Origin of the sequence: Nocardia sp. NPDC101769 (assembly GCF_044766925.1) — a bacterium.
Taxonomy (GTDB): domain Bacteria; phylum Actinomycetota; class Actinomycetes; order Mycobacteriales; family Mycobacteriaceae; genus Nocardia.
On the sequence record NZ_JBIWMX010000027.1, the window covers coordinates 93,520 to 115,161 of the forward strand.

The following is a 21,642-nucleotide window of genomic DNA, read 5'->3' on the forward strand; positions in this document are numbered from 1 at the left end:
CCCAGGACGATCATGGACAATGTGATCGACGGCGCCATCGGCGCGGCCGTGGTCGACTACAACAGCGGCAATGGCGCTCGGCATGCTCGGCAGCTTCAAAGCACTGGATCTCCAGATCGCCGCCGCGGGCAACACCGAGGTGGTCGGAGCCAATATGCGCACCATCGATCAACTGGGCATCGAGGAGGACCTCGAGGTGTGAGAAAACGCCCGGCAGCATCCCTGTTCGCTCATACGGACGGCACCGCCGAATTCCGTACGGGCGAACGTGTCTGTGCCCGTAGTGAACCGTCGATCTTGAATCCCCATGACGGGTCACCGATTTGCAATCGATCGGGCGCGCTCCCAGCAGCTACCCGGTAGTGTGAACACCGTCGAACAATCGGTCATCCGGCTGTCTCCGGGTCCCGTGTTCGCATTCGTTCAGCCGATGCCAGACGGCGCTGTCCCGCATCGCGGACCCCGGCTGCTCTTCCTCGCCTCGCGTCCGAACCGACCTGTGAAAGGACGAAAGGAACCGCCCCCATGATCACCCAGGCAGATCTGCCCGCAGGACTCCAGCTGCGGACGAGCGCGGCCGGCGGCCCCCAGGGCAGCTCCGTCCAGGTCGGCTACTGGCCCGGCCGCGGCATCGTGGTCGCTCACAGCAAGGAAGGCCGCAACGGAGCGGTGCTGCTCTTCACGGTCCGGGAGTGGGAAGCCTTCATCCAGGGCGTGAAGGCCGACGAATTCCCCGCCGCCGGCTGACTTTCCGGACACGCCGCACCCACCTGTCCGCTATGGGCACTCGAGACCGGCCGGTCCCACGGAATACGACGGCGAGGGTCGGGACGGGTTAGGTTCGGTGGCTGTGGCGTTCGAATACCGGGTTGGCGACATCCTCGAGCTGTCCTGTCCGTTCACCGATGCGCGGGTGATCGAGCTGACGGCGGAGGATGTCTTCGTCGAATGGCCGTGGTGGGCCGTGGATCCGGCGAGCGACGGGGTGCGGTGGAACGGCGTGGTGGCGGTGGCTGCCGGACCGGACACGCCCGGATGGGAACGGGAAGTGTTCCGGATCCAGCCCGCGGCGGCGGAACTCACCGCGGAGGCCGGCTGCCGCATCGGGATTCCGCCGACCGTCGTACACGTCGTCGCCGTGCGGCACTTCGATCCGCCGCGCGTGACGGGGTGGCTGCCGCGGCCGCGACGGGAGGTCGTCTACCTGCGCGCGGGACAGTCCTTCGATCCGGAGCTCGACGATCAGGGCGCCGTGTTCGATCCCGAGGACGACATCCCGCGGCGCGTCGAATTACGGTTCCGCCCATACGCCTTCCTGGAGATCGGCGACGAGGTCGCCGACGCCGGCGGGCGCGCGTGGCGCTTCGGCGGACCCTGGACCTGGCAGCCGTTCGACGGGGCCGAACCCGGCCGGCCCACCTGGCCGCTGCTGCTGCTCACCCGCGACGGCGACAGCGATGACGCGGCCGCGGTCGACGTCACCGAGGCCACGCTCAGCGGCTCGCACGACGAAGAACTCGCCCGGTGGCGCGAGCTGGCGCAGCTGACCCCGGAGCCCACGGACGGCTGACCCGTCAGGACTTGGCCAGAAACTCCAGGCGTTCGCCGTCCACGGCCGCGCGCATCATGCTCGCCAGGCCGGGATGGTTCCGCAGGCCCGGATCGGACTCGACGATCTCGCGCGCCAGCTGCTGTGCGGCCGTGATGACTTCGAGGTCGTCGAGCAGCGACAGCAGGCGCAGGCTGCGAGCCGTGCCCGACTGCGCCGCGCCCAGCACATCGCCCTCGCGGCGCTGCCGCAGATCCAGCACCGCCAGTTCGAAACCGTCGGTGGTGCCCGCGACCGCCTCCAGCCGGGCCATGGCCGTTCCCATCGGATTGGTCTCGGTGATGAGCAGGCACAGGCCCGCGTGCTTGCCCCGGCCGACGCGGCCGCGCAGCTGATGCAGCTGGCTCACGCCGAAACGGTCCGCGTCGACGATCACCATGACCGTGGCATTCGGGACGTCGACACCGACCTCGACCACCGTGGTGCACACCAGCACATCGATCTCGGCGTCATTGAAGGCCCGCATGACGCGGTCCTTCTCATCGGCCGGCAGGCGACCGTGCAGCAGGCCCACCCGTAGTTCCTTGAAGGCCCCGGAACCGAGCATCTCGTACATGTCGACCGCCGAGTGGGTGGTGGGCCCCTCCTTCTCCTCCTCGGCTTTCGCCTTGCGGCCCTTGCCCTTTCCGTTCTCCTCCTCGTCGCCGATGCGCGAGCACACCACATAGGCCTGACGGCCCTGCGCCACCTCCTCGCCGATGCGCTCCCACGCCCGATCCACCCACGCCGGTTTCACCTTGGCGGGAACGACTTTCGAGGTGATCGGGGAACGGCCGCGCGGAAGCTGGGTCAGCACAGAGGTTTCCAGATCGCCCAGCGTGGTCATGGCGATGGTGCGCGGAATCGGGGTGGCGGTCATGACCAGCAGGTGCGGGCTGGCGGCGTCCTTGGCCTTGGCGCGCAGGGCATCCCGCTGCTCCACGCCGAAGCGGTGCTGCTCGTCGACCACCACCATGCCCAGATCGAAGAACTCCACATTGTCCTGGATCAGGGCGTGCGTGCCGATCACCAGGCCCGCCTCGCCGGTGACCGCGTCCAGCAGGGCCGCCTTCTTCTGGCCCGCCGACATGGAGCCGGTCACCAGCACCACCTTGGTGGCCTGGTCGGCCGCACCCAGCTCCCCGGCGTTGCCGAGATCGCCGAGCATCTTCGTCAGGGACCGATAGTGCTGCGCCGCAAGGACTTCGGTCGGCGCGAGCAGCGCGCACTGCTGGCCGTTGTCCACCACCTGCAGCATGGCATGCAGGGCCACGATGGTCTTGCCCGAACCCACCTCACCCTGCAGCAACCGGTGCATGGGATGGCTGCGCGACAGGTCGGCGGAGATCTCGTCGATGACCGTGCGCTGGCCCTCGGTCAGCTCGAACGGCAGCCGCTTGTCGAAGGCGGCCGCGATGCCGTCGGTCCGCGGCGGGCACGACTTGGCGGCCCGGCCCTCCACCTGATGGCGGCGCTCGGCCAGCACCAGCTGCAGGGCCATGGCCTCGTCGAAACGCAAACGGCCGCGGGCGGCCTCGATATCGGCCTTGTGCTCGGGTAGGTGGATCAGGCGCAGCGCGTCGGAGACCGGCAACAGCGCGTGCTCGGTACGCAGTGCTTCCGGCAGCGGATCGTCGATAGGGTCGAGCTGGTCGAGCACCTGACGGATGCAGCGCAGCAGATCCCAGCTCTGCACCTTGGCCGTCGACGGATACACCGGGATGAACTCGCGCTCGAAGAACGAGACATCCACTCCCCCCGCGCCTTTCGCGCTCTGCGCCAGGCCGCGCAGCGCGCCGCCGCCGCGCACGGTGGTGAGGCCCTCGATCGACCCGTCACCCTTTTCCGGCAGGATCAGATAGTCCGGGTGCGAGAGATTCCAGCGGTCGGGCCGCCACCAGTGCACGGTGCCCGACATCATGGCCCGCACACCCTCTTTCACCAGATAGCGCACTTTGTCGCCATTGAAGAAGGTGATCTCCACCGGGCGCGCGCCACCGGTGTCCAGGTTCACCTTGAGCAGGCTGCCGCGCCGATTCTTCATGGGCCGCAGCTCGGTCTTGGCGACCCGGCCCATCACCGTGATGTGCTGGCCCTCCTCGGGCGCCTCCTCGGTGAGTGGCTGCCCCTGGGTGGCGTAGCGCAGCGGATAGTGCCGCAGCAGGTCCTCCACCGTCTGCATGTCGAAGTGTTCCTGCAGCCCCTCGGCCGCCTTCACCCCGAGCACGTGGTCGAGCCGATCCGCCAGTGTCGCCATCTATTCCACCCCGATCTGCACCAGGTCACCGGCCTGCCCGCCCGGATACACCACCACTTCCACACCCGGGAAACCCGCGGCCACATGCCCGGCCAGATCTGCGGAAAGTCCTTCCGGCGCATCGCATCCGATGAGCATGGTCACCAATTCCCCACCCAGCCCGAGCATCCGGTCCAGCAGGGTGCGCCCCGCCGCCCGCACATCCGAATCGATCACTACCACATCGTGGCCCACCAGCCCGAGCCCGTCCCCCGCCTCGCACATCCCGACCATGGTCAGCGCCCGCTCCGGCGCCATTCGCAAAGCCCCCCACCGTGTCCCGGCCGCCGCCTCCGACATGGCGAACGCGTCGTCCGCCGCGGCCCGCCCCGTATCGTGCATGGCCAGCGCCGCCAGCCCCTGCACCATCGACCCGCACGGCAGCATCAGCACCTCCCGCTGCCCGTCCCGCGCCGCCACGCTCACCGCCACCAGCTCGTGCGCGGGCAGCGCCCCGTTCGGCAGCACCAGTACCTCCCGCTGCCGGACCGCACGAATCGCTTCGAGGAGCACGTCCGCCGTCACCTCCCCCTCCAGCACCACCGCACCCGCGTCCTCGAACAGCCGCACCGCGCCCACCCCGGTCGCCACCGCCAGAATCGCCCGATCCGTCCCGCCGAGAGCGTGGGGGGACACGGTCAGCGTCTCGATGCGAATCCCACTCAGCGCCCCCGTCTCCAGCCCGGCCTCGACCGCCGCGCCCGCATCGGCGCAGTGCACGTGCGCGGACCAGGTCTGCGACCCGTCCCCCACGACGACCACCGAATCCCCCAGCGCACCGAGCCGATCCCGGAGGGCGGCGATCCGCCGCTCATCGGTCCCGCGCACCAGGAACATGACCTCGTAGTGCGGTGCGGCCACCCCCGCTCGGCCGACCGAGCCGCTCACAGCCGAATCCACTACCGCGACAACCGGATTCGACGCCGTCACGCCAGGCGTCTCCGGCCCCGCGCCCGGAATGCCCGCGTCGAGATCGCCCGTGGCGCTCACGACTGTCATCGCGGATTCCCGCTGCTCCGGTGCGCCGCGGCGGTAAGCCGGTCGCGTCGGTGCGCTGCCCCCGGCCGCCGCCACCAATTCGTCCAGCAGAACCAGCAATCCGCGCGCCCCAGCGTCCACCACCCCGGCCTCACGCAGCACACCCAACTGCGCGGGCGTCTCCCCCAATGCCTTGGCCGCTCCATCGGCCGCCGCCAGCGCCACCGCGACCAGCTCCCGCTCCGTACAGTCGGACGCCCGCTCGGCAGCCCGATCCAGCACCGTGAGCATGGTCCCCTCGACCGGAGAACTCAGTGCCTCCCGCACCAGCCGTGCGGCCTGCCGCAATGCCACCCGCAGCGCCCGCTCGGTCAACGGCCCGGTGACCACCGCGTCCGCTATCCCGCGGAGCACCTGAGACAGGATGATCCCCGAGTTTCCCCGCGCTCCGATGGTCGCCGCTTTGGCCATGGCCGCGGTAACCGCGTGAGCGGACACCTCCGGCTCGTTCGTGTGCACCGCCTCGGCTTCCGCGTGCACGGCCTCGGCCCCGTGGACGGCTGCCCGCATGGTGCCGAGCAGATTGGTGCCGGTGTCGGAGTCCGCGACGGGGAAGACATTGAGGGCGTTGATCTCGTCCCGGTGGCGTTCCAGGGCGGTCAGGGCGAGCCGGCCCCACCTCAGCAGGGCAGTTCCATCCAGGCCCTCGTGACCGTCGAGCGCGTCCGCTACCCCGGGCACCGTCACCGTCCTCTCACGTCGTGGAATCCCGGCCGCCAGCCTAGTCGGGGCGACCGACACCACGCCGCCACCTGGCATTCGTACAGCGCATACGGAACCGTGCACGGGGGCTGATTGGACACGCCCGGGCGAGGTTGGCTACTCTTGTGCGGTTGCCTCACGCAGGCACGGTCCTGCCCTCTCAGGTATCGGCCCGCGTTCACCAGCAATTCGCTGGTAGGTACGTCCAAGACATTAGGCTTTCGGACACGCTGCGCACCGTGCAGCGCGTCCCACTATGACATGAAGGAGCTCGCGACTATGGCTGCCGTCTGTGACGTCTGCGCCAAGGGCCCCGGCTTCGGTAAGTCGGTTTCGCACTCGCACCGGCGCACCAACCGTCGCTGGAACCCGAACATCCAGACCGTGCGCGCCCAGGTTGCCCCGGGCAACACCCGCCGCATGAACGTCTGCACCTCCTGTCTGAAGGCGGGCAAGGTCGTTCGCGGCTGAATCAGCTTTTCCACAGAAGCCCCGGCACCCGGAATGGGTGGTCCGGGGCTTTTGTCATCAATGGGAGGACGCATGAGCGAATGGCAGGTGGTCCCGCTCGGGCCCGAGCATGCCCACAGTCTCGGGGCCTGCCATGTCGCCTGCTGGCGTGAGGCGTATCAGGGCCTGATCCCCCAGCACGTGCTGGACGCCTTCGATGTGGATCAGCGCGCCGCGGCCTGGGACCGGGTCCGGGTGAAGTATCCGGGGCACGTGTGGGTCGCCGTCGTCGACGACACCGTGGTGGGATTCGCGGCCGCCGGCCTCGCGGCCGAGGAGAACTCGCCCACGCCACGGGAACTCAATGCCATGTACGTGCGTGCTGCCTACTACGGCACCGGCCTCGCCGACGATCTGATGCGCACGGTGCTGTCGGACGACGCCGACACCTCACTCTGGGTGTTCGAGGAGAACCCGCGCGCGCAGGCCTTCTACAAGAAGTACGGCTTCGAACTCGACGGGGAACGTCGAGTCGAAGCCTTCACTCCCGCAATGCAAGTGCGGATGGTGCGCCGGGCGCCGCGCGACGAGGACCGGCGCCCGACGCCCGGGATCACGCCGCGCCGTTGATGCAGTCCACCTGCTGGCTGATCGACTGCACCACGCACGCCAGGCGCGAGGTCACATTCGACGACAGGCCGCTCACGCTATTGGTGTCGAGCAGGCTGCCGACCGGGGTGACCGTGGTGGTCTTCGCGTCGGGGACGTACGGGTCCAGCGTCAACGGCTCGGCGTTCGCGGCGGCCGGGACTGCGGCCAGCGCCGCGCCCGCGGCCAGCGCGACGAAAACACCACGGGCAGTCTTCTTCTGCATACACATGCTCCTGAATCAGGTAACGGTTCAGCGCTACGGCAGACGCCAGTCCACCGGCGCGGCCCCTAGGGTACCCAGCAATTCGTTGGTTCGGGAGAAAGGCCGAGAACCGAAGAATCCTCGCGAAGCCGACAGCGGTGAGGGATGGGCGGATTCGATGTACGGAGTGCTGCCCAGCATGGGCTTCAACGTCGAGGCGTCGCGGCCCCACAGAATCGCCACCAGCGGCTGGTCCCGGGCCACGAGCGCCCGAATTGCCTGCTCGGTCACCGCTTCCCAGCCCTTGCCGCGATGCGAGGCCGGCTGGCCCGGCTGCACGGTCAGCACTCGGTTCAGCATCAGCACCCCCTGATCGCACCACGGCGACAGATCACCGTTGGACGGCGTCGGGAAGCCGAGATCCTTGGAGTACTCCGAGTAGATGTTCGACAGACTGCGCGGGATGGGCGAAACATCCGGGGCCACCGAGAAACTCAGCCCCACCGGATGGCCCGGAGTCGGATACGGATCCTGGCCGACGATGAGCACCCGCACCTTGTCGAACGGCCGCTGGAAAGCCCGCAGCACGTTCTCCCCCTTCGGGAGATAGCCACGCCCCTCGGCGTTTTCGGTTCGCAGGAATTCACCCATCGCGGCAATGCGGTCGGTCACCGGCTCGAGGGCCTCGGCCCAGCCCGTATCGATGACTTCCGACAGTGGTTTCGCACCCATGTCGGGAAAACTTATCGTGTCGAGTTTCATCGCGGTACCGGACCCGGCTATGCGAAGGATTCCCAACCGCCCGGTCCGGACCGGAGGGTGCCGTCGACGGTGACGCCCGCGCCTGCGCGGACCTGTCCGATGCGCACCCAGCCCTCCGGCAAATCGCCCGAATCGGCGAAAGTCGCTGCGAATGCGTGGTCCTCGCCGCCCACCAGAATCCAGTCGAGGGGGTTGACGCCCAGTGCCTTCCCCACCGCCGCCAGCCCGGGATCGGCCAGCGCCGCCGTCGCCAGATCGATGGCCACACCGGAGGATTCGGCGATATGCCCGAGATCGGCGAGCAGCCCGTCCGACACATCGGTCAGCGCGGTGATCTCCGCGGCGTCCGGCAGCTCCAGCACCGCCGCGTAGGGCGGCCGCGGAACCCGGTGCGCGGCAACCGCGTCCGCGAACTCGGCGGCATCGGCCCCGGCCGTCAGCACCGCCAGCCCCGCGGCCGACCAGCCCAGCCGCCCGGCCACCGCCACCACGTCGCCCGGCCGCGCCCCCGACAGCTTGATGGGCGCCCGGCGCGGATCGCCGAACGCCGTCACCGAAATGATCAGCAGCGGGCTGCGCACCATGTCACCGCCCGCGATGGAGGCTCCGGCCCGCCCGGCCTCGGCCCACATGCCGTCCGCCAGCGCGCGCACGAATTCGACCGGGGTGTCCGACGGGCAGCCCAGGCCCACCACGAAGGCGCTGGGCACCGCGCCCATGGCGACCACATCCGCGGCGTTCTGGGCAATGGCCTTGCGGCCGATATCGTGCGCGCTCGACCAGTCGGTGCGGAAGTGCCGGTCCTGCACCAGCATGTCGGTGGTCACCACGAACCGGCCCTCGGGCGCGGCGATCACCGCCGCGTCGTCGCCCGGACCGAGCAGCACCCCGGGCGTCTGCGTCCGCCCCTGGTTCACCAGCGCGATGAGCCCGAATTCCCCGAGCTCGCCCACGGTGCGGGCGGCCGGAACGGACTGCGGCCTGCTGCTGGCGGTGATGGCGGTCTCCTTCGGGACGAGTGTGATGCGGACGCCTGACCGCTCGACGGTACCCTCGAACCCGCAATCGACGACCAGCAGCCGGGACGCGTGCCCGGCACGCCACGATCGGGGACCGACGACCGGATGAGCAACGACACCCGCGGCACCGAACCGGACACGACTCCGGAGCGCACCGACGCGACCGACGCCGACGCGGCGAAGGCTGCCGACGCCACGGCGGCGGAGACCACGGACGCTACGGCGGGAGAGACCGCCGACGCCGCGAAGTCGAAGGACTCGGACACCTCGGCGTCGAAGGACTCGGACACCTCGGCGTCGAAGGACTCGGACACCTCGGCGTCGAAGGACTCGGACACCTCGGCGTCGGACTCGGACGACACGGGGTCGAAGGATTCAGACGCAGACGCCGTCGAAGAGGCTGCGGCGAGCCAGGAATCGGACGACGGCTATCAGGTCCGCCGTTCCCCCGCGCTCATCGCCACCGCCGTCGCCCTCCCCGTCGCGCTGGTCGTCGGCCTGCTCGTCATGGGCGTGCTGGCCAATCGTCATCACAGCCGCGACCCGCTGGTCCTGGGCGCCGTGCCCGCGCCGACCGCGTCCGGCCCGGAGTGCGCCGCCCTGATGCCCGCGCTGCCCGACAAGATCGGCGACTACACCACCTCCGAGCTGGTGCAGCCCGCGCCGCCCGCCACGCACGCCTGGCAGCTGCCGGACGGCGGCGATCCCATCGTGGTGCGCTGCGGCCTGGATCGGCCGCTGGAGTTCGTCAAGTCCTCGAGCATGAACCAGATTCAGACCAGCAGAGCGGCCAGTGGGGACACCGGCGTCAACTGGTTCGAGGTGCGCGACCAGACCAGCGGTGTCACCTCCGGCACCTACTGGGCGGTGGACCGGGGCGTCTATATAGCGCTGACCATGCCCGACAATGCCGGACCCGGTCCGCTGCAGGACATTTCGGCGGCCATCCAGCAGACGATCCCGCAGAAGCCGATCGACCCGAACCCGATCCCGAACTGACGGCAGCCGGACCGACAGATATATATCTGTCGGTGCGTGCTCCATCCGTCAGAGCTTGCGGAGGATGGCCTTCCCGGCAGTGAGGTCGACATCCACGCCCTCGTCCCCGTCGCCCGGATTCTCCCGGTGCATCAGCACCGACTGCCGCTGCTCCATCTCGTGCCGCTTGGCGGAGTTGAACGCCGCGTCGAACTGCTCCAGGCCGATGGCTGCCGCGCTGCGGTCACCGTGCTCGGCCCGCATCCACGGCAGCGCGGTGCGCCCGGTCACCCTGCGGAAGGCCACATCGGCGAAGGCCACCGCGATGATCAGCAGTGCCAGGCCGGGAATCGTCAGAGCCACGATCACCTGATCGAGGCTACGCGCGGCCCGAGGCGGCCGCCGTCGCTCGCAGGTCGCATACGAACGGCCCGGTCCCTCATCCGAATTGATGAACCGGCCGCCGGAGGTGCGGTCAGCGCAGGCCGGTGCCGCGCGCGCGAGCCGTCTCGATGAGGGTGCTCACCAGCGTCCGGTTGTCGATGCCGGTGGCCTCCCACATGCGCGGGTACATGGAGATGGCGGTGAACCCGGGCATGGTGTTGATCTCGTTGATGACCGGCCCCTCGGCGGTCACGAAGAAGTCGACGCGGGCCAGGCCCTGGCAGTCCAGCGCCCGGAAGGCCTGCACCGCCAGCTCGCGGATCTGCTGGGACGCATCGTCGTCCAGCTTGGCGGGGACGTCGAACTCGCAGACGTCGTCGAGGTACTTGGTGTCGAAGTCGTAGAACTCGGGCGCCTCGGCGTCGTCCTCCGGCATCCGGATCTCGGCCACCACGCTGGCTTCCACCCGGCCGTCCGGGAATTCCAGGACGCCGCACTCGACTTCGCGTCCGACGATGCCGGCCTCCACGATCACCTTCGGGTCGTGGCGGCGCGCGGTCTCGATGGCGGCGTCGAGCTCGTCCCAGCTGTCCACCTTGGTGATGCCGATGGACGACCCGCCGCGGGCGGGCTTCACGAAGACCGGCAGCGCCAGGCGGGCCCGGTCGGCGTCGGCGACCGTCGCTACCCCGGGCCGCAGCACCACCTGCACACCGATCGGAAGACCTTCGGCCGCAAGGAGTTTCTTGGTGAACTCCTTGTCCATCCCGGCCGCGCTGGCCAGCACGCCCGGACCGACATAGGGCAGTTCGGCCAGCTCCAGCAGACCCTGCAGGGTGCCGTCCTCACCGAAGGCGCCGTGCAGCACCGGGAACACCACGTCCACGGCGCCCAGCACGGTGTCGGCGCCGTCCAGCGGCACCAGGGCGCCGCCGCGCGAGGGATCGGCGGTCAGCGCCAGCGCGGTGCCCTGCTCGTCGACCGTGGGTAGCGCCCGATCCTGCGCGGACAGCGCCCGCGGATCCGCGTCGCCGAGCACCCAGGTGCCATCGCGCGTGATGCCGATCGGAACCGCCTCGTACCGTTCGGGATCGAGGCTCGCCAGCACGGTGCGTGCCGAGACACACGACACCCCGTGCTCGTTGCTGCGGCCGCCGAACACCACCGCCACCCTGGTCCTGTTGGTCATGCCCCGAACCGTACCCGGTCGAATATGGCGGCAGTGTTACACGGTTGCCCCTACCAGAGGCAGGTCATTCCGATTTCAGGCGGCGGCCCTGCAACTGCCCGACCGCCTCGGCCGCCGACAGCCCCTCGTGGCACACCTGGTGCACGGCATTGGTGAGCGGCATTTCCACCCCGTGCGCCGCGGCCAGCGCCCGCACCGATGTGCAGGACTTCACACCCTCCACGACCTGGCCATGAGTGGCCTGCAGCGCGGTCTCCATGGTGCCGCCCGCACCCAGCGCGTGCCCGAAGGAGCGATTGCGTGACAGCGGCGAGGTGCAGGTGGCCACCAGATCGCCGACACCCGCCAGCCCCGCGAAGGTGACCGGCTCCGCGCCCACGGCCACCCCGAGCCGGATGATCTCGGCCAGCCCGCGGGTGATGAGGGTGGCGATCGAGTTGTCACCCAACCCCATTCCCGAGGCGATGCCGCAGGCCAGCGCGATGACGTTCTTGCAGGCACCGCCGATCTCGCAGCCGATCACATCGGAGTTGGTGTACGGCCGGAAATAGCCGGTGGCACAGGCGTGCTGGACCGCCTCGGCCCGCGCCACGTCCGAGCAGGCCACCACGGTCGCGGCGGGCTGGCCGGCCGCGATCTCGTGCGACAGGTTCGGGCCCGACAGCACTGCGATCCGGCTCGGATCCGCGCCACTGACCTCCGCGACGACCTGGCTCATGCGCAGCAGGGTCCCGGTCTCGATGCCCTTGGCCAGACTCAGCAGGGTGGCGTCGGCCGGAATCAAATCCTTCCAGGCCGCGAGATTGGTGCGCAGCGACTGTGACGGCACCGCCAGCACCACGATGTCGGCCCCGTCCAGTGCAACGGCGGGGTCATCGGTTGCGGCCATCGGCGGCAGCGGGACATCCGGCAGATACCAGGGATTGCGATGCTCGGTGGCAAGCACTTTGGCCACCTCCGGCCGTCGAGCCCACATGGTGGTCTCGGTTCCCGCGTCCACCAACACCTTCGCGAACGCGGTCCCCCACGACCCCGCGCCCAACACCGCTGCCCTTGCCATCTGCTCAATATATGCGTGTGTGATCGGAGCCATGCCGTTGTGGCATCTCCTGGAATTCGACGCCGCTCACACGGCCGTCACTTACGAGTGGGAAGATTCGGACATGTTGGCACCCAGACGTGGTTCGACCCACAAGTTCGCGGCCCGCCTCGGTTCTGGACTGCGCTCCGCCGCCCCGCGCTTGGAGCGGGGGAGCGAAGCGGAGGAGCGGAGGAGGGAAGAACCGAGGTAACAGGGCCGCGAACAGCCCAGAGCGAAGCGGAGCGCAATTGGACACAGTGCACGCGGTCATCGCGGTCAAGAATCTCGGACTCGCCAAGAGCCGGCTGTCCGATGGGCTGCCCGCGCATCAGCGGCCGCGCCTGGTGCTGGCCATGCTGTCGGACACGGTGACCGCCGCGGCCGCCGCCCGCGGGGTGGCCTCGGTGACGGTGGTGACCCCCGATCCGGCGGTCGCCGATCTGGTTCGCGAACTGGGCGCGACGGTCCATCCCGAACCCGCCGCGATCCCGCCGCACACCAGCGGACTGAACGCCGCCCTGACCGCGGGCGCAGCCGCGGTGCGGAAGGCCCACGGCCCGGTCGATCTGCTTGCCCTGCAAGCGGATCTGCCCGCGCTGCGCCCGGCCGAACTCTGCGACATGCTGGCGAGCGCCGGGCATCAGCGCTCGGTGGTCGCCGATCACGAGGGCAGCGGCACCGTCGCCCTGCTGGTGCGCGGCGGATCCGCCGCGCTGAACCCGCTTTTCGGTCCGGACTCCGCCCGCCGTCATGTCGCCGGCGGCGCGGTGGAGTTGCTGGGCGAGTGGCCCGGGCTGCGGCAGGACGTCGACACCGCCGCGGATCTCGAGCGCGCTGCCGCGCTCGGGGTTGGCAGAGCCACCGGCGCGCTGCTGCATGAAATCGGCGTGTCGCAGGCGTGTCGAGGAATCGAAGATATGTACCGAGCCGGGTCCTCACTGTGCTGACGCGGCGTGATCTGCGCTGCAATGGACGGTGTCAGTTCGGCACCCCACCCGCGACATAAGGAATGATCGTGAGAGTGAGCGATACGGATACCGTCAAGCAATCGCCGCTACTACCGGCGGCGCCGCCCGCGGCAACCCCACCGCCCACTGTCATAGCGCCGCTCCCGGCGGACCGGTATGTCAATCGGGAACTCAGCTGGCTCGATTTCAACGCCCGCGTCCTCGCCCTCGCCGAGGACCATTCCCAGCCGCTGCTCGAGCGCGCCAAATTCCTCGCCATTTTCGCGTCGAATCTGGACGAGTTCTACATGGTCCGGGTGGCCGGTCTGAAGCGCCGCGCGGAAACCGGACTGTCGGTGCGGTCGGCCGACGGCCTGTCCCCCACCGAGCAGCTCGAGATGATCGCCGTCCGCACCCAGGAGATCGCCGAGCGCCATGCTCGCGTCTTCCTGGACCAGGTGCTGCCCGCGATGACCGCCGAGGGCATCGCCATCATCCGCTGGGCGGACCTGGAGGACACCGAAAGGCAGCGCCTCTCCGGATATTTCCAGGATCAGGTCTTCCCGGTGCTGACCCCGCTGGCGGTCGACCCGGCCCACCCGTTCCCCTATATCAGTGGCCTGAGCCTGAATCTCGCCGTGACGGTGAAGGATTCGGTCACCGGCGGCGAGCACTTCGCCCGAGTCAAGGTGCCCGACAATGTGGATCGCTTCGTCCGGGTCCGCCGGGTCGCGGCCGGCAACTTCGCCCCGGGCCGTGATTCCGCTGCGGCACAAGGCTCCTCCACGGCCGCCTTCCTCCCCATGGAGGAGCTGATCGCCGCGCATCTGGATCAGCTGTTCCCGGGAATGGAAGTGGTGGAACAGCATTCGTTCCGAATCACCCGCAATGCCGACCTGGAGGTCGAGGAGGACCGCGACGAGGACCTGCTGCAGGCCCTGGAGCGCGAACTCGCCCGCCGCCGCTTCGGATCCCCAGTGCGGCTGGAAGTCTCCGACGACATGACCGAGCACATGCTCGATCTGCTGCTGCGCGAACTCGACGTGGACCCGGCCGACGTCATCCAGGTGCCCGGCCTGCTCGACCTGTCCTGCCTGTGGCAGGTCTACGGTGTGGACCGCCCCATCCTCAAGGACGCCCCCTACGTCCCGGCCACCCCGCAGGCGTTCGGCGAACGTGAAACGCCCCGAAACGTTTTCGCCGCACTGCGCGAGAGCGACGTGCTGGTGCACCACCCCTACGACTCCTTCTCCACCAGCGTGCAGCGGTTCATCGAGCAGGCCGCCGCCGACCCGCAGGTACTGGCCATCAAGCAGACCCTGTACCGCACCTCGGGTGACTCCCCCATCGTCAACGCGCTCATCGGCGCCGCCGAGGCCGGCAAGCAGGTGGTCGCGCTGGTCGAGATCAAGGCCCGGTTCGACGAGCAGGCCAATATCAAATGGGCGCGGGCGCTGGAGCAGGCCGGCGTGCACGTGGTCTACGGCCTGGTCGGGCTCAAGACCCACTGCAAGACCTGCCTGGTGGTTCGGCGCGAGGGTGCCACCATCCGTCGCTACTGCCACATCGGCACCGGCAATTACAACCCGAAGACCGCGCGCCTGTACGAGGATGTCGGATTGCTCACGGCCGCACCGGAGATCGGCGCGGACCTCACCGACCTGTTCAACTCGCTGACCGGGTACTCGCGAAAGGCCAACTACCGCAACCTGCTGGTCGCCCCGACCGGCGTGCGCGCCGGCATCGTCGAGCGCATCGAGCGCGAGGTCGAACTGGCCGCCCAGGGCGAACCGGCACGAATCCGGCTGAAGGCCAACGCCATCGTCGACGAGCAGATCATCGATGCCCTCTACCGCGCCTCCCAGGCCGGTGTGTCGGTCGACATCGTGGTGCGCGGCATCTGCGGACTGCGTCCCGGGGTGGAGGGCATGAGCGAGAACATCCGGGTGCGCTCGATTCTCGGCCGCTTCCTGGAACATTCGCGTGTCCTGCACTTCCAGGCGCAGAACGAGTACTGGATCGGCAGCGCCGACATGATGCACCGCAATCTGGACCGGCGCGTGGAAGTGCTGGCGCAGGTGAAGGATCCGAAGCTGACCGAGCAGCTGGGCCGGGTATTCGACTCCGCGCTGCACCCGGCCACCCGCTGCTGGGTGCTGCAGGCCGACGGCAGCTGGGCCGCCCAGCCCGGCCCCGACGTCCCCGGCGATCAGATCCGCGATCACCAGGACTACCTGATGCGGCTGCGACGTCCGGATCGCCAGTGAGCCCGGCCCACTTCGATCCTGCCGCCGATTTCGCCGATCCCCGCGTCGCCGCCAATATTCTGGCGGCGGGCGCGGTGCTGTGGCGTCCAGCGGCGGATGGCGCGCTCGAGATCGCCCTGGTGCACCGGCCCAAATACGACGACTGGTCACTACCCAAGGGGAAAATGGATCCCGGTGAGACGCCGGTGATCACGGCCGTGCGCGAGGTGGCCGAGGAAACGGGCCTGAATTCGCGCCTGGGCCGCTATCTGGGCCACGTGACGTATCCGGTGACCGGGCATCGCAAGCTCAAGCGGGTGGACTACTGGGCCGCCCGGGTACTCGACGGGGAGTTCGAATCCAATCTCGAGGTCGACGTCCTGGACTGGCGCCGCCTCGACACCGTGATGGACGCCCTGTCCTATCCCATGGACCGCAGCATCGTCCGGAACTTTCTGCGCCAGCCCGCCGAAACCGCCACCCTGCTGCTGGTGCGGCATGCCAAGGCCGGTCGCAGCGACCGTTTCGCCGGTGACGACGAGCTGCGGCCGCTCGAAAAAGCCGGTCGCGCACAGGCTCGTGCCCTGGTGCCGAACCTGCTCGCCTTCGGCGCTGCCGAAATCGTCTCCGCCCCACCGGCCCGCTGTGTCCAAACCGTGACCCCGCTGGCGGAAAAGCTGGGTGTGGACGTGGAACTCGAACCGCTGTTCTCCGAATCCGGTTATGCGGCAGCACCCGATGCCGCCCTCAAACGCGCCCGCGACCTGGTCTCCGCCGACACCGTGCGGGTGATCTCGAGTCAGGGCAAGGTGATTCCGGATCTGCTGGAGTGGTGGGCCGCCGCCGACGGCATCAGCCTGCCACCGGCCCGTAACCGCAAGGGCAGCGTCTGGGTGCTGTCCTTCCACGACGGCCGCCTGATCGCGGCCGACCATCTCGACCGCGCTCTCACCCCGACCGATCTCCCCCGGGGCTGACGGCTTTCCGGCCCGTCGGCGGGCGTTTTTCCCCGCCGGCCGGCGGTCCGGCCCGCCGAGAACCCTTGGAACGAAGCCGTACCGGCCCCTGTCCGGCCGAATCCACCCGGCGCCCTGCCGATTTCCAGCGGGTGCCCTGCCGATTTCCGGCCCCCATCGAGCCCCCAACCCACCCGCACACATGCGAAACGGCCCGGCGATGCCGGGCCGTTTCACGTTTGTCCTGCTCGAAAACCCCCGTCAGCGACGGGTTGTGGCCTTGCTACCGGCGAGCGGTGCGCTTGGCCGCGGTCTTCTTGGCGGGAGCCTTCTTGGCCGTCTTCTTGGCAGTGGCCTTCGAAGCGGTGGCCTTGGTGGCCTTCTTTGCGACCGTGGTCTTCTTGGCAGCCGTGGCCTTGGCCGGGGTCTTCTTCGCGACCGTCTTCTTCGCCACCGTCTTCTTGGCCGTGGCCTTCTTGGCGGGCGCCTTCGAGGCGGCCTTCTTGGCCGTGGTCTTGGCCGGAGCCTTGGTGGCGGCCTTCTTGGCCGCCTTCTTGGCAGTGGTCTTCTTGGCGGTCGCCTTGCCCGAAACCGGGGCGGCCACACCGCGCTTCACGGCCGGGCCGCTCGAAGCGATCTTCTGCTTGCCGGCAATGATCGCCTTGAACTGAGCGCCGGGACGGAACGCCGGCACCGAAGTCGGCTTCACCTTGACGGTTTCGCCGGTGCGCGGGTTACGAGCAACCCGGGCGGCCCGCTTACGCTGTTCGAAGACACCGAATCCGGTGATGGTGACGCTCTGACCTTTGTTCACAGCACGCACGATCGTGTCGACCATCTGCTCGACTGCAGCAGTAGCGGTGCGCCTGTCAGTACCCAACTTCTCGGTCAGAACATCGATCAGTTCCGCCTTGTTCATTGAATCCTCCGCAGACTAATGGCCCGTCGTCGGACCGACTAGGTACCACGGTAAACCCTTTCCGGGCAAGAGTCTATGTGCCACGCGGAAATACATGACGCATGGCACACGCTCAGCTACCTGGTTTGAGGGGGTTCAGCTAACGCCCATCAATGATTACGTCTGCGAAATACGGGCCGGAATGGTGGCGGGTTTCCAAGTCGGCCTTGCGTTTTCGAACCGGTCGATCTCATCACTGTGCCGGAGAGTGAGCCCGATGTCGTCCAGCCCTTCCAGCAGGCGCCACCGGGTGTAGTCGTCAATATCGAACGGCAACACGACCGTTCCGGCCGACACGGTTCGCGCCTCGAGGTCCACCGCCAATTCCAAACCCGGCTGTTCCTCGAGCAACTTCCAGAGCAATTCCACATCGCTCTGCGCCATCCGGGCCGTCAGAAGCCCATCCTTGCCCGCGTTCCCGCGGAAGATGTCGGCGAAGCGAGACGAGATCACCACCCGGAACCCGTAGTCCTTCAAGGCCCAAACGGCGTGCTCACGTGAGGATCCGGTACCAAAATCCGGGCCGGCGACCAGCACACTACCCCGGTTGAAGGGCTCGGTGTTCAGAATGAAGTTCGGATCTGTCCGCCATGCCGCGAACAGGCCGTCTTCGAAACCCGTTCGGGTAACGCGCTTCAGATACACCGCCGGGATGATCTGGTCGGTGTCGACATTGGATCGGCGCAACGGAACGCCGATCCCCTTGTGGACCTTGAAGGCTTCCATCGGTGATTCTCCTGAGTCTGTGGGGGCAGCGGTATCTGGGCCGCTACCGGAATGTGATCAGTTCAGATCCGCAGGTGAGGACAGGGTTCCGCGCACCGCGGTGGCCGCGGCGACCAGCGGCGAGACCAGGTGCGTGCGACCGCCCTTGCCCTGTCGCCCTTCGAAGTTCCGGTTCGAGGTGGCGGCGCAGCGCTGACCGGGGGAAAGCTGATCCGGGTTCATACCCAGGCACATCGAGCATCCGGGCTGGCGCCATTCCGCGCCCGCGGCGGTGAAAATCTCGCCCAGACCCTCTTTTTCCGCCTGCAGCCGCACCCGCATCGAGCCCGGCACGATCAGCATGCGTACACCGTCCGCGACCTTTCGGCCCGTCAGAATGTCTGCGACCGCACGCAAATCCTCGATCCGGCCATTGGTGCACGAACCCACGAAAACCGTGTCCACGGCGACATCCCGCAGCGGGGTGCCCGGCCGCAGGTCCATGTACTGCAGCGCCTTCTCGGCGGCCGCGCGCTCGTTCTCGTCGAAAATCTGCTCCGGATCCGGCACCGAGTCGCCCAGCGGCGCACCCTGTCCCGGGTTGGTGCCCCAGGTGACGAAGGGGGTCAGCGCGGACGCGTCGATGTGGACCTCCGCGTCGAAAACCGCGCCCTCATCGGTCTTCAGGGCGTCCCAGGCGGCCACGGCGGCGTCCCAGTCCGCACCCTCGGGCGCGTGCGGGCGGCCCTTCAGGAACTCGTAGGTGACCTCGTCGGGCGCGACCATGCCCGCGCGGGCACCGGCCTCGATCGACATGTTGCACATGGTCATCCGGGCCTCCATGGACATGCCGCGCACCGCCTCGCCGCGGTACTCCAGCACATAGCCCTGGCCGCCGCCGGTGCCGATCTGCGCGATGACCGCCAGGATCACGTCCTTGGAGGTGACGCCCGCGGGCAGCTGCCCGTCGATATTGATGGCCATGGTCTTGAACGGGCGCAGCGACAAAGTCTGCGTCGCCAGCACGTGCTCCACTTCCGAGGTGCCGATGCCCATGGCCAGCGCGCCGAACGCACCGTGGGTGGAGGTGTGCGAATCACCGCACACCACCGTGGTTCCCGGCTGGGTCAGGCCCAGCTGCGGGCCCACCACGTGGACGATGCCCTGATCGAGATCGCCCATCGAGTGCAGGCGCACACCGAATTCCTCGCAGTTCTTGCGCAGCGTCTCGACCTGCAGGCGCGACACCGGATCCGCGATCGGCTTGTCGATGTCGACGGTCGGGACGTTGTGGTCCTCGGTGGCGATGGTGAGATCCGGGCGGCGCACCGGGCGACCCGCCGCACGCAGTCCGTCGAACGCCTGCGGGCTGGTGACCTCGTGCACCAGGTGCAGGTCGATGTAGATGAGGTCGGGTTCACGATTCGCGCCCTCGCCCGCGCCGCGGACGACGACGTGCTGGTCCCAGACCTTCTCCGCCAGAGTGCGTGGCCGGTCGGCCATAACTGCTCACCTCTCGATTGACATACCCACGCCCGGTGGTGTGCGCGGTGACTGGCGTCCGAGCTGGGAGCGGCTGGTTTGCATTTCCCAACATGCGAGACGCTAATATCGTTCTATGAGACAGCATAGCGGTATCGGGGTTCTGGACAAAGCGATGGCCGTCCTGCACGCCGTAGCCGAGCAACCCTGCGGCCTCAACGAGCTCTGCGCCCGCACCGGACTGCCCCGCGCCACCGCGCATCGCCTGGCCGTGGGCCTGGAAACCCACCGCATGCTGGCCCGCGACAGCCAGGGTCTGTGGCGGCCCGGCCCGGCCCTGTCGGAGCTGGCGACAACCGCCAGCGACCCGCTCCTCGACGCCGCCGCCACCATCCTGCCGCGCCTGCGCGAGATCACCGGCGAGAGCGTGCAGCTCTACCGGCGCGACGGCAATGCCCGCGTCTGCGTGGCCGCCATGGAACCGGCCGCGGGCCTGCGCGACACCGTGCCGATCGGGGCACGCCTGCCGCTCACCGCGGGCTCGGCCGCCAAAGTGCTACTTGCCTGGGCCGATCCCGAGTTGCAGCGCACGGTCCTGCCCGAGGCCGTCTTCGGTGAGCGGGCCTTGGCCGAGGTGCGGCGCCGCGGCTGGGCGCAGAGCGCGGCCGAGCGCGCGGCCGGCGTGGCCAGCGTGTCCGCGCCCGTGCGCGACGCCGCGGGCGGGGTGGTCGCGGCCGTCTCGGTATCCGGGCCCATCGACCGCATGGGCCGCCGGCCGGGCGCTCGCTGGGCGGCTGATCTGGTGGCCGCCGCCGACGCCCTCCACAAGCGCCTCTGACGGACTTTGCGGGCCCGGGCCAACCCCCGGGGTGGCCACTGCCGTCACGACAGCCCCACGGGTCGCTCAGCCACCCGACCGCAGTTGTTCGACTTCCCGACCGCAGCCCTCGCCGGATTCCGGCGGGGGCTGCGCTGGTTCGCGGGCCCGGATGCGCCGTTTCCAGGGCGGACCGCCGGCTTCGGCCGTGAGCCAGGTGGCAGGAAATGGCCACTGTGACTGCGCTCATACGCCGTAAATTACAGTCGGCCCATGGGAGTTAATCAACGCGCGCAGATCGTGATGTCCGAACAGGAGATCACAGAATTCATCGAGCGCAGCCGCATCGCCACCATGGCCACGCTGGGTGCCACGGGCGCACCGCATCTGGTCGCCATGTGGTACGCGGTGATCGACGGTGAGATCTGGTTCGAGACCAAGGCCAAGGCCCAGAAGACGGTGAATCTGCGCCGCGATCCGCGCGTCACCGTGATGCTCGAGGCCGGCGACACCTACGACCAGCTGCGCGGCATTTCCATCGAGGGCCGCGCGGAGATCGTCGACGACCCCGAGGCGCTGTTCAAGGTGGGAATCAGCGTCTGGGAGCGCTACACCGGGCCGTACAGCGACGAGGCCAAGCCGTTCGTGGAGGCCATGCTGAACAAGCGGGTGGCCGTGCGCGTGGTGCCCGAACGCACCCGCAGCTGGGATCACCGCAAACTCGGCCTGCCCGCCATGCCGCTGGGCGGCAGCACCGCTGGTCAGCAACCGTAGGCACCGCTGGTCGGCACCGTAGTCGGACAGAAAAGCGAAGGCCCCCAGCCGGTTGGCTGGGGGCCTTCGCTTTGTAGTCCCGACGGGATTTGAACCCGCGCTACCGCCTTGAGAGGGCGGCGTCCTAGGCCGCTAGACGACGGGACCAGGATGAGATTTCGGCAGACTTTGCGGTCCGCCGAAGCTTCTCGAATTCGAGAGCCGAAGCTCTCGCAGCTGGGGTACCAGGACTCGAACCTAGAATGGCTGAACCAGAATCAGCTGTGTTGCCAATTACACCATACCCCATTGACCTGGGCTTTCGGGTTCCTCCCGGGGGAAGCTCCCGACCGCGTTCCGGCCGAGAAGAAGATTAGCAGCATCCCCCGGTGGATACACAAACCGGCTGGTCAGGGGCCGGTTTGTGCATCATTTCGG

General features: G+C 68.6%; 22 protein-coding genes and 2 tRNA genes. 11 read left to right on the forward strand and 13 right to left on the reverse strand.

Features of this window, described 5'->3' with window-relative positions; translation table 11 throughout:
* Window positions 1-70 precede the first annotated feature (70 nt).
* The 3 genes from ACIRRA_RS33260 to ACIRRA_RS33270 all read left to right on the forward strand — a co-directional run bounded on the left by ACIRRA_RS33260 (window position 71) and on the right by ACIRRA_RS33270 (window position 1,570).
* Complete coding sequence (locus ACIRRA_RS33260; protein WP_402776510.1) at window positions 71-202, forward strand: hypothetical protein; 132 nt, start codon at window positions 71-73, stop codon at window positions 200-202.
* Window positions 203-525: 323 nt separating this feature from the next.
* Window positions 526-747 (forward strand): DUF397 domain-containing protein, encoded by a 222-nt coding sequence (locus tag ACIRRA_RS33265; RefSeq protein ID WP_402776511.1) that lies wholly within the window; start codon window positions 526-528, stop codon window positions 745-747.
* A 97-nt stretch (window positions 748-844) separates the two neighbouring features.
* Entirely contained in the window at window positions 845-1,570 is a 726-nt protein-coding gene (locus tag ACIRRA_RS33270) for a hypothetical protein (protein ID WP_402776513.1), read from the forward strand.
* 4 nt (window positions 1,571-1,574) lie between these two features.
* Here the strand turns inward: ACIRRA_RS33270 and recG are convergent, their stop codons facing one another.
* Together recG and ACIRRA_RS33280 are read right to left on the reverse strand one after the other, a co-directional pair.
* Window positions 1,575-3,845 (reverse strand): ATP-dependent DNA helicase RecG, encoded by a 2,271-nt coding sequence (gene recG / locus ACIRRA_RS33275; protein WP_402776515.1) that lies wholly within the window; start codon window positions 3,843-3,845, stop codon window positions 1,575-1,577.
* The gene (locus ACIRRA_RS33280) at window positions 3,846-5,564 is read right to left on the reverse strand and encodes a DAK2 domain-containing protein (RefSeq protein ID WP_402776571.1); all 1,719 of its coding nucleotides are present in this window, start codon (window positions 5,562-5,564) and stop codon (window positions 3,846-3,848) included.
* A 339-nt stretch (window positions 5,565-5,903) separates the two neighbouring features.
* Here ACIRRA_RS33280 and rpmB point away from each other — a divergent pair, with 339 nt between their 5' ends.
* A complete protein-coding gene (gene rpmB, locus ACIRRA_RS33285) occupies window positions 5,904-6,095 on the forward strand; it encodes a 50S ribosomal protein L28 (RefSeq protein ID WP_011210730.1) in 192 nt (63 codons plus the stop codon).
* Between the two features lie 72 nt (window positions 6,096-6,167).
* The gene (locus ACIRRA_RS33290; protein WP_402776517.1) at window positions 6,168-6,704 is read left to right on the forward strand and encodes a GNAT family N-acetyltransferase; all 537 of its coding nucleotides are present in this window, start codon (window positions 6,168-6,170) and stop codon (window positions 6,702-6,704) included.
* Here ACIRRA_RS33290 and ACIRRA_RS33295 read toward each other — a convergent pair.
* The 3 genes from ACIRRA_RS33295 to ACIRRA_RS33305 are packed head-to-tail and all read right to left on the reverse strand — an operon-like array spanning window position 6,688 to window position 8,642.
* Window positions 6,688-6,948 (reverse strand): hypothetical protein, encoded by a 261-nt coding sequence (locus ACIRRA_RS33295; protein ID WP_402776519.1) that lies wholly within the window; start codon window positions 6,946-6,948, stop codon window positions 6,688-6,690. The two genes, ACIRRA_RS33290 and ACIRRA_RS33295, sit on opposite strands and share 17 nt — an antisense overlap.
* A gap of 33 nt (window positions 6,949-6,981) precedes the next feature.
* Window positions 6,982-7,659 (reverse strand): uracil-DNA glycosylase, encoded by a 678-nt coding sequence (locus ACIRRA_RS33300; protein ID WP_354837984.1) that lies wholly within the window; start codon window positions 7,657-7,659, stop codon window positions 6,982-6,984.
* Between the two features lie 47 nt (window positions 7,660-7,706).
* A complete protein-coding gene (locus ACIRRA_RS33305; protein ID WP_402776521.1) occupies window positions 7,707-8,642 on the reverse strand; it encodes a thiamine-phosphate kinase in 936 nt (311 codons plus the stop codon).
* A 171-nt stretch (window positions 8,643-8,813) separates the two neighbouring features.
* Between ACIRRA_RS33305 and ACIRRA_RS33310 the strand changes: the two genes are divergently transcribed.
* A complete protein-coding gene (locus ACIRRA_RS33310; protein WP_402776523.1) occupies window positions 8,814-9,707 on the forward strand; it encodes a DUF3515 domain-containing protein in 894 nt (297 codons plus the stop codon).
* A 48-nt stretch (window positions 9,708-9,755) separates the two neighbouring features.
* On the opposite strand, the gene ACIRRA_RS33315 is transcribed toward ACIRRA_RS33310, so the two are convergent.
* The 3 genes from ACIRRA_RS33315 to ACIRRA_RS33325 form a co-directional block, all read right to left on the reverse strand.
* Complete coding sequence (locus ACIRRA_RS33315) at window positions 9,756-10,055, reverse strand: DUF6191 domain-containing protein (RefSeq protein WP_402776525.1); 300 nt, start codon at window positions 10,053-10,055, stop codon at window positions 9,756-9,758.
* A 106-nt stretch (window positions 10,056-10,161) separates the two neighbouring features.
* Window positions 10,162-11,259, reverse strand: coding sequence for a D-alanine--D-alanine ligase family protein (locus tag ACIRRA_RS33320; protein WP_402776527.1), 1,098 nt, complete (start codon window positions 11,257-11,259; stop codon window positions 10,162-10,164).
* A 64-nt stretch (window positions 11,260-11,323) separates the two neighbouring features.
* Window positions 11,324-12,319: an NAD(P)H-dependent glycerol-3-phosphate dehydrogenase gene (locus tag ACIRRA_RS33325; protein WP_402776529.1), complete on the reverse strand. Its 996-nt coding sequence runs from the start codon at window positions 12,317-12,319 to the stop codon at window positions 11,324-11,326.
* Window positions 12,320-12,588: 269 nt separating this feature from the next.
* Here ACIRRA_RS33325 and cofC point away from each other — a divergent pair, with 269 nt between their 5' ends.
* From cofC to ACIRRA_RS33340, 3 genes are all read left to right on the forward strand, one after another.
* Window positions 12,589-13,287, forward strand: coding sequence for a 2-phospho-L-lactate guanylyltransferase (gene cofC, locus ACIRRA_RS33330; protein WP_402776531.1), 699 nt, complete (start codon window positions 12,589-12,591; stop codon window positions 13,285-13,287).
* 62 nt (window positions 13,288-13,349) lie between these two features.
* A complete protein-coding gene (locus tag ACIRRA_RS33335; RefSeq protein ID WP_402776533.1) occupies window positions 13,350-15,554 on the forward strand; it encodes an RNA degradosome polyphosphate kinase in 2,205 nt (734 codons plus the stop codon).
* Complete coding sequence (locus ACIRRA_RS33340) at window positions 15,551-16,510, forward strand: NUDIX domain-containing protein (protein ID WP_402776535.1); 960 nt, start codon at window positions 15,551-15,553, stop codon at window positions 16,508-16,510. The genes ACIRRA_RS33335 and ACIRRA_RS33340 overlap by 4 nt, the downstream gene beginning before the upstream one ends.
* Before the next feature lie 262 nt (window positions 16,511-16,772).
* Here ACIRRA_RS33340 and ACIRRA_RS33345 read toward each other — a convergent pair whose 3' ends face one another.
* From ACIRRA_RS33345 to leuC, 3 genes are all read right to left on the reverse strand, one after another.
* Window positions 16,773-17,408 (reverse strand): HU family DNA-binding protein, encoded by a 636-nt coding sequence (locus ACIRRA_RS33345; protein WP_356997633.1) that lies wholly within the window; start codon window positions 17,406-17,408, stop codon window positions 16,773-16,775.
* A gap of 156 nt (window positions 17,409-17,564) precedes the next feature.
* Window positions 17,565-18,173, reverse strand: a complete 609-nt coding sequence (leuD, locus tag ACIRRA_RS33350) for a 3-isopropylmalate dehydratase small subunit (protein WP_354837884.1) — start codon at window positions 18,171-18,173, stop codon at window positions 17,565-17,567.
* 57 nt (window positions 18,174-18,230) lie between these two features.
* Window positions 18,231-19,655: a 3-isopropylmalate dehydratase large subunit gene (leuC, locus tag ACIRRA_RS33355; protein WP_402776538.1), complete on the reverse strand. Its 1,425-nt coding sequence runs from the start codon at window positions 19,653-19,655 to the stop codon at window positions 18,231-18,233.
* A gap of 115 nt (window positions 19,656-19,770) precedes the next feature.
* Here leuC and ACIRRA_RS33360 point away from each other — a divergent pair, with 115 nt between their 5' ends.
* Window positions 19,771-20,472, forward strand: a complete 702-nt coding sequence (locus tag ACIRRA_RS33360) for an IclR family transcriptional regulator (RefSeq protein ID WP_040811099.1) — start codon at window positions 19,771-19,773, stop codon at window positions 20,470-20,472.
* Window positions 20,473-20,724: 252 nt separating this feature from the next.
* Window positions 20,725-21,225, forward strand: coding sequence for a pyridoxamine 5'-phosphate oxidase family protein (locus tag ACIRRA_RS33365; RefSeq protein ID WP_402776541.1), 501 nt, complete (start codon window positions 20,725-20,727; stop codon window positions 21,223-21,225).
* Window positions 21,226-21,299: 74 nt separating this feature from the next.
* Here ACIRRA_RS33365 and ACIRRA_RS33370 read toward each other — a convergent pair.
* Window positions 21,300-21,372, reverse strand: a tRNA-Glu gene (locus ACIRRA_RS33370).
* 69 nt (window positions 21,373-21,441) lie between these two features.
* Window positions 21,442-21,513: transfer RNA gene (locus tag ACIRRA_RS33375), tRNA-Gln, on the reverse strand.
* Window positions 21,514-21,642: the final 129 nt, after the last annotated feature.

Coding starts and splice junctions, on each gene's coding strand:
- leuD (WP_354837884.1), bottom strand. CDS start 18,173: ATGGAAGCCTTCAAGGTCCACAAGGGGATCGGCGTTCCGTTGCGCCGA.
- rpmB (WP_011210730.1), top strand. CDS start 5,904: ATGGCTGCCGTCTGTGACGTCTGCGCCAAGGGCCCCGGCTTCGGTAAG.
- ACIRRA_RS33295 (WP_402776519.1), bottom strand. CDS start 6,948: ATGCAGAAGAAGACTGCCCGTGGTGTTTTCGTCGCGCTGGCCGCGGGC.
- ACIRRA_RS33325 (WP_402776529.1), bottom strand. CDS start 12,319: ATGGCAAGGGCAGCGGTGTTGGGCGCGGGGTCGTGGGGGACCGCGTTC.
- ACIRRA_RS33335 (WP_402776533.1), top strand. CDS start 13,350: ATGATCGTGAGAGTGAGCGATACGGATACCGTCAAGCAATCGCCGCTA.
- ACIRRA_RS33290 (WP_402776517.1), top strand. CDS start 6,168: ATGAGCGAATGGCAGGTGGTCCCGCTCGGGCCCGAGCATGCCCACAGT.
- ACIRRA_RS33360 (WP_040811099.1), top strand. CDS start 19,771: ATGAGACAGCATAGCGGTATCGGGGTTCTGGACAAAGCGATGGCCGTC.
- ACIRRA_RS33320 (WP_402776527.1), bottom strand. CDS start 11,259: ATGACCAACAGGACCAGGGTGGCGGTGGTGTTCGGCGGCCGCAGCAAC.
- ACIRRA_RS33345 (WP_356997633.1), bottom strand. CDS start 17,408: ATGAACAAGGCGGAACTGATCGATGTTCTGACCGAGAAGTTGGGTACT.
- recG (WP_402776515.1), bottom strand. CDS start 3,845: ATGGCGACACTGGCGGATCGGCTCGACCACGTGCTCGGGGTGAAGGCG.
- ACIRRA_RS33265 (WP_402776511.1), top strand. CDS start 526: ATGATCACCCAGGCAGATCTGCCCGCAGGACTCCAGCTGCGGACGAGC.
- ACIRRA_RS33300 (WP_354837984.1), bottom strand. CDS start 7,659: ATGGGTGCGAAACCACTGTCGGAAGTCATCGATACGGGCTGGGCCGAG.
- ACIRRA_RS33260 (WP_402776510.1), top strand. CDS start 71: ATGGCGCTCGGCATGCTCGGCAGCTTCAAAGCACTGGATCTCCAGATC.
- ACIRRA_RS33365 (WP_402776541.1), top strand. CDS start 20,725: ATGGGAGTTAATCAACGCGCGCAGATCGTGATGTCCGAACAGGAGATC.
- ACIRRA_RS33310 (WP_402776523.1), top strand. CDS start 8,814: ATGAGCAACGACACCCGCGGCACCGAACCGGACACGACTCCGGAGCGC.
- leuC (WP_402776538.1), bottom strand. CDS start 19,655: ATGGCCGACCGGCCACGCACTCTGGCGGAGAAGGTCTGGGACCAGCAC.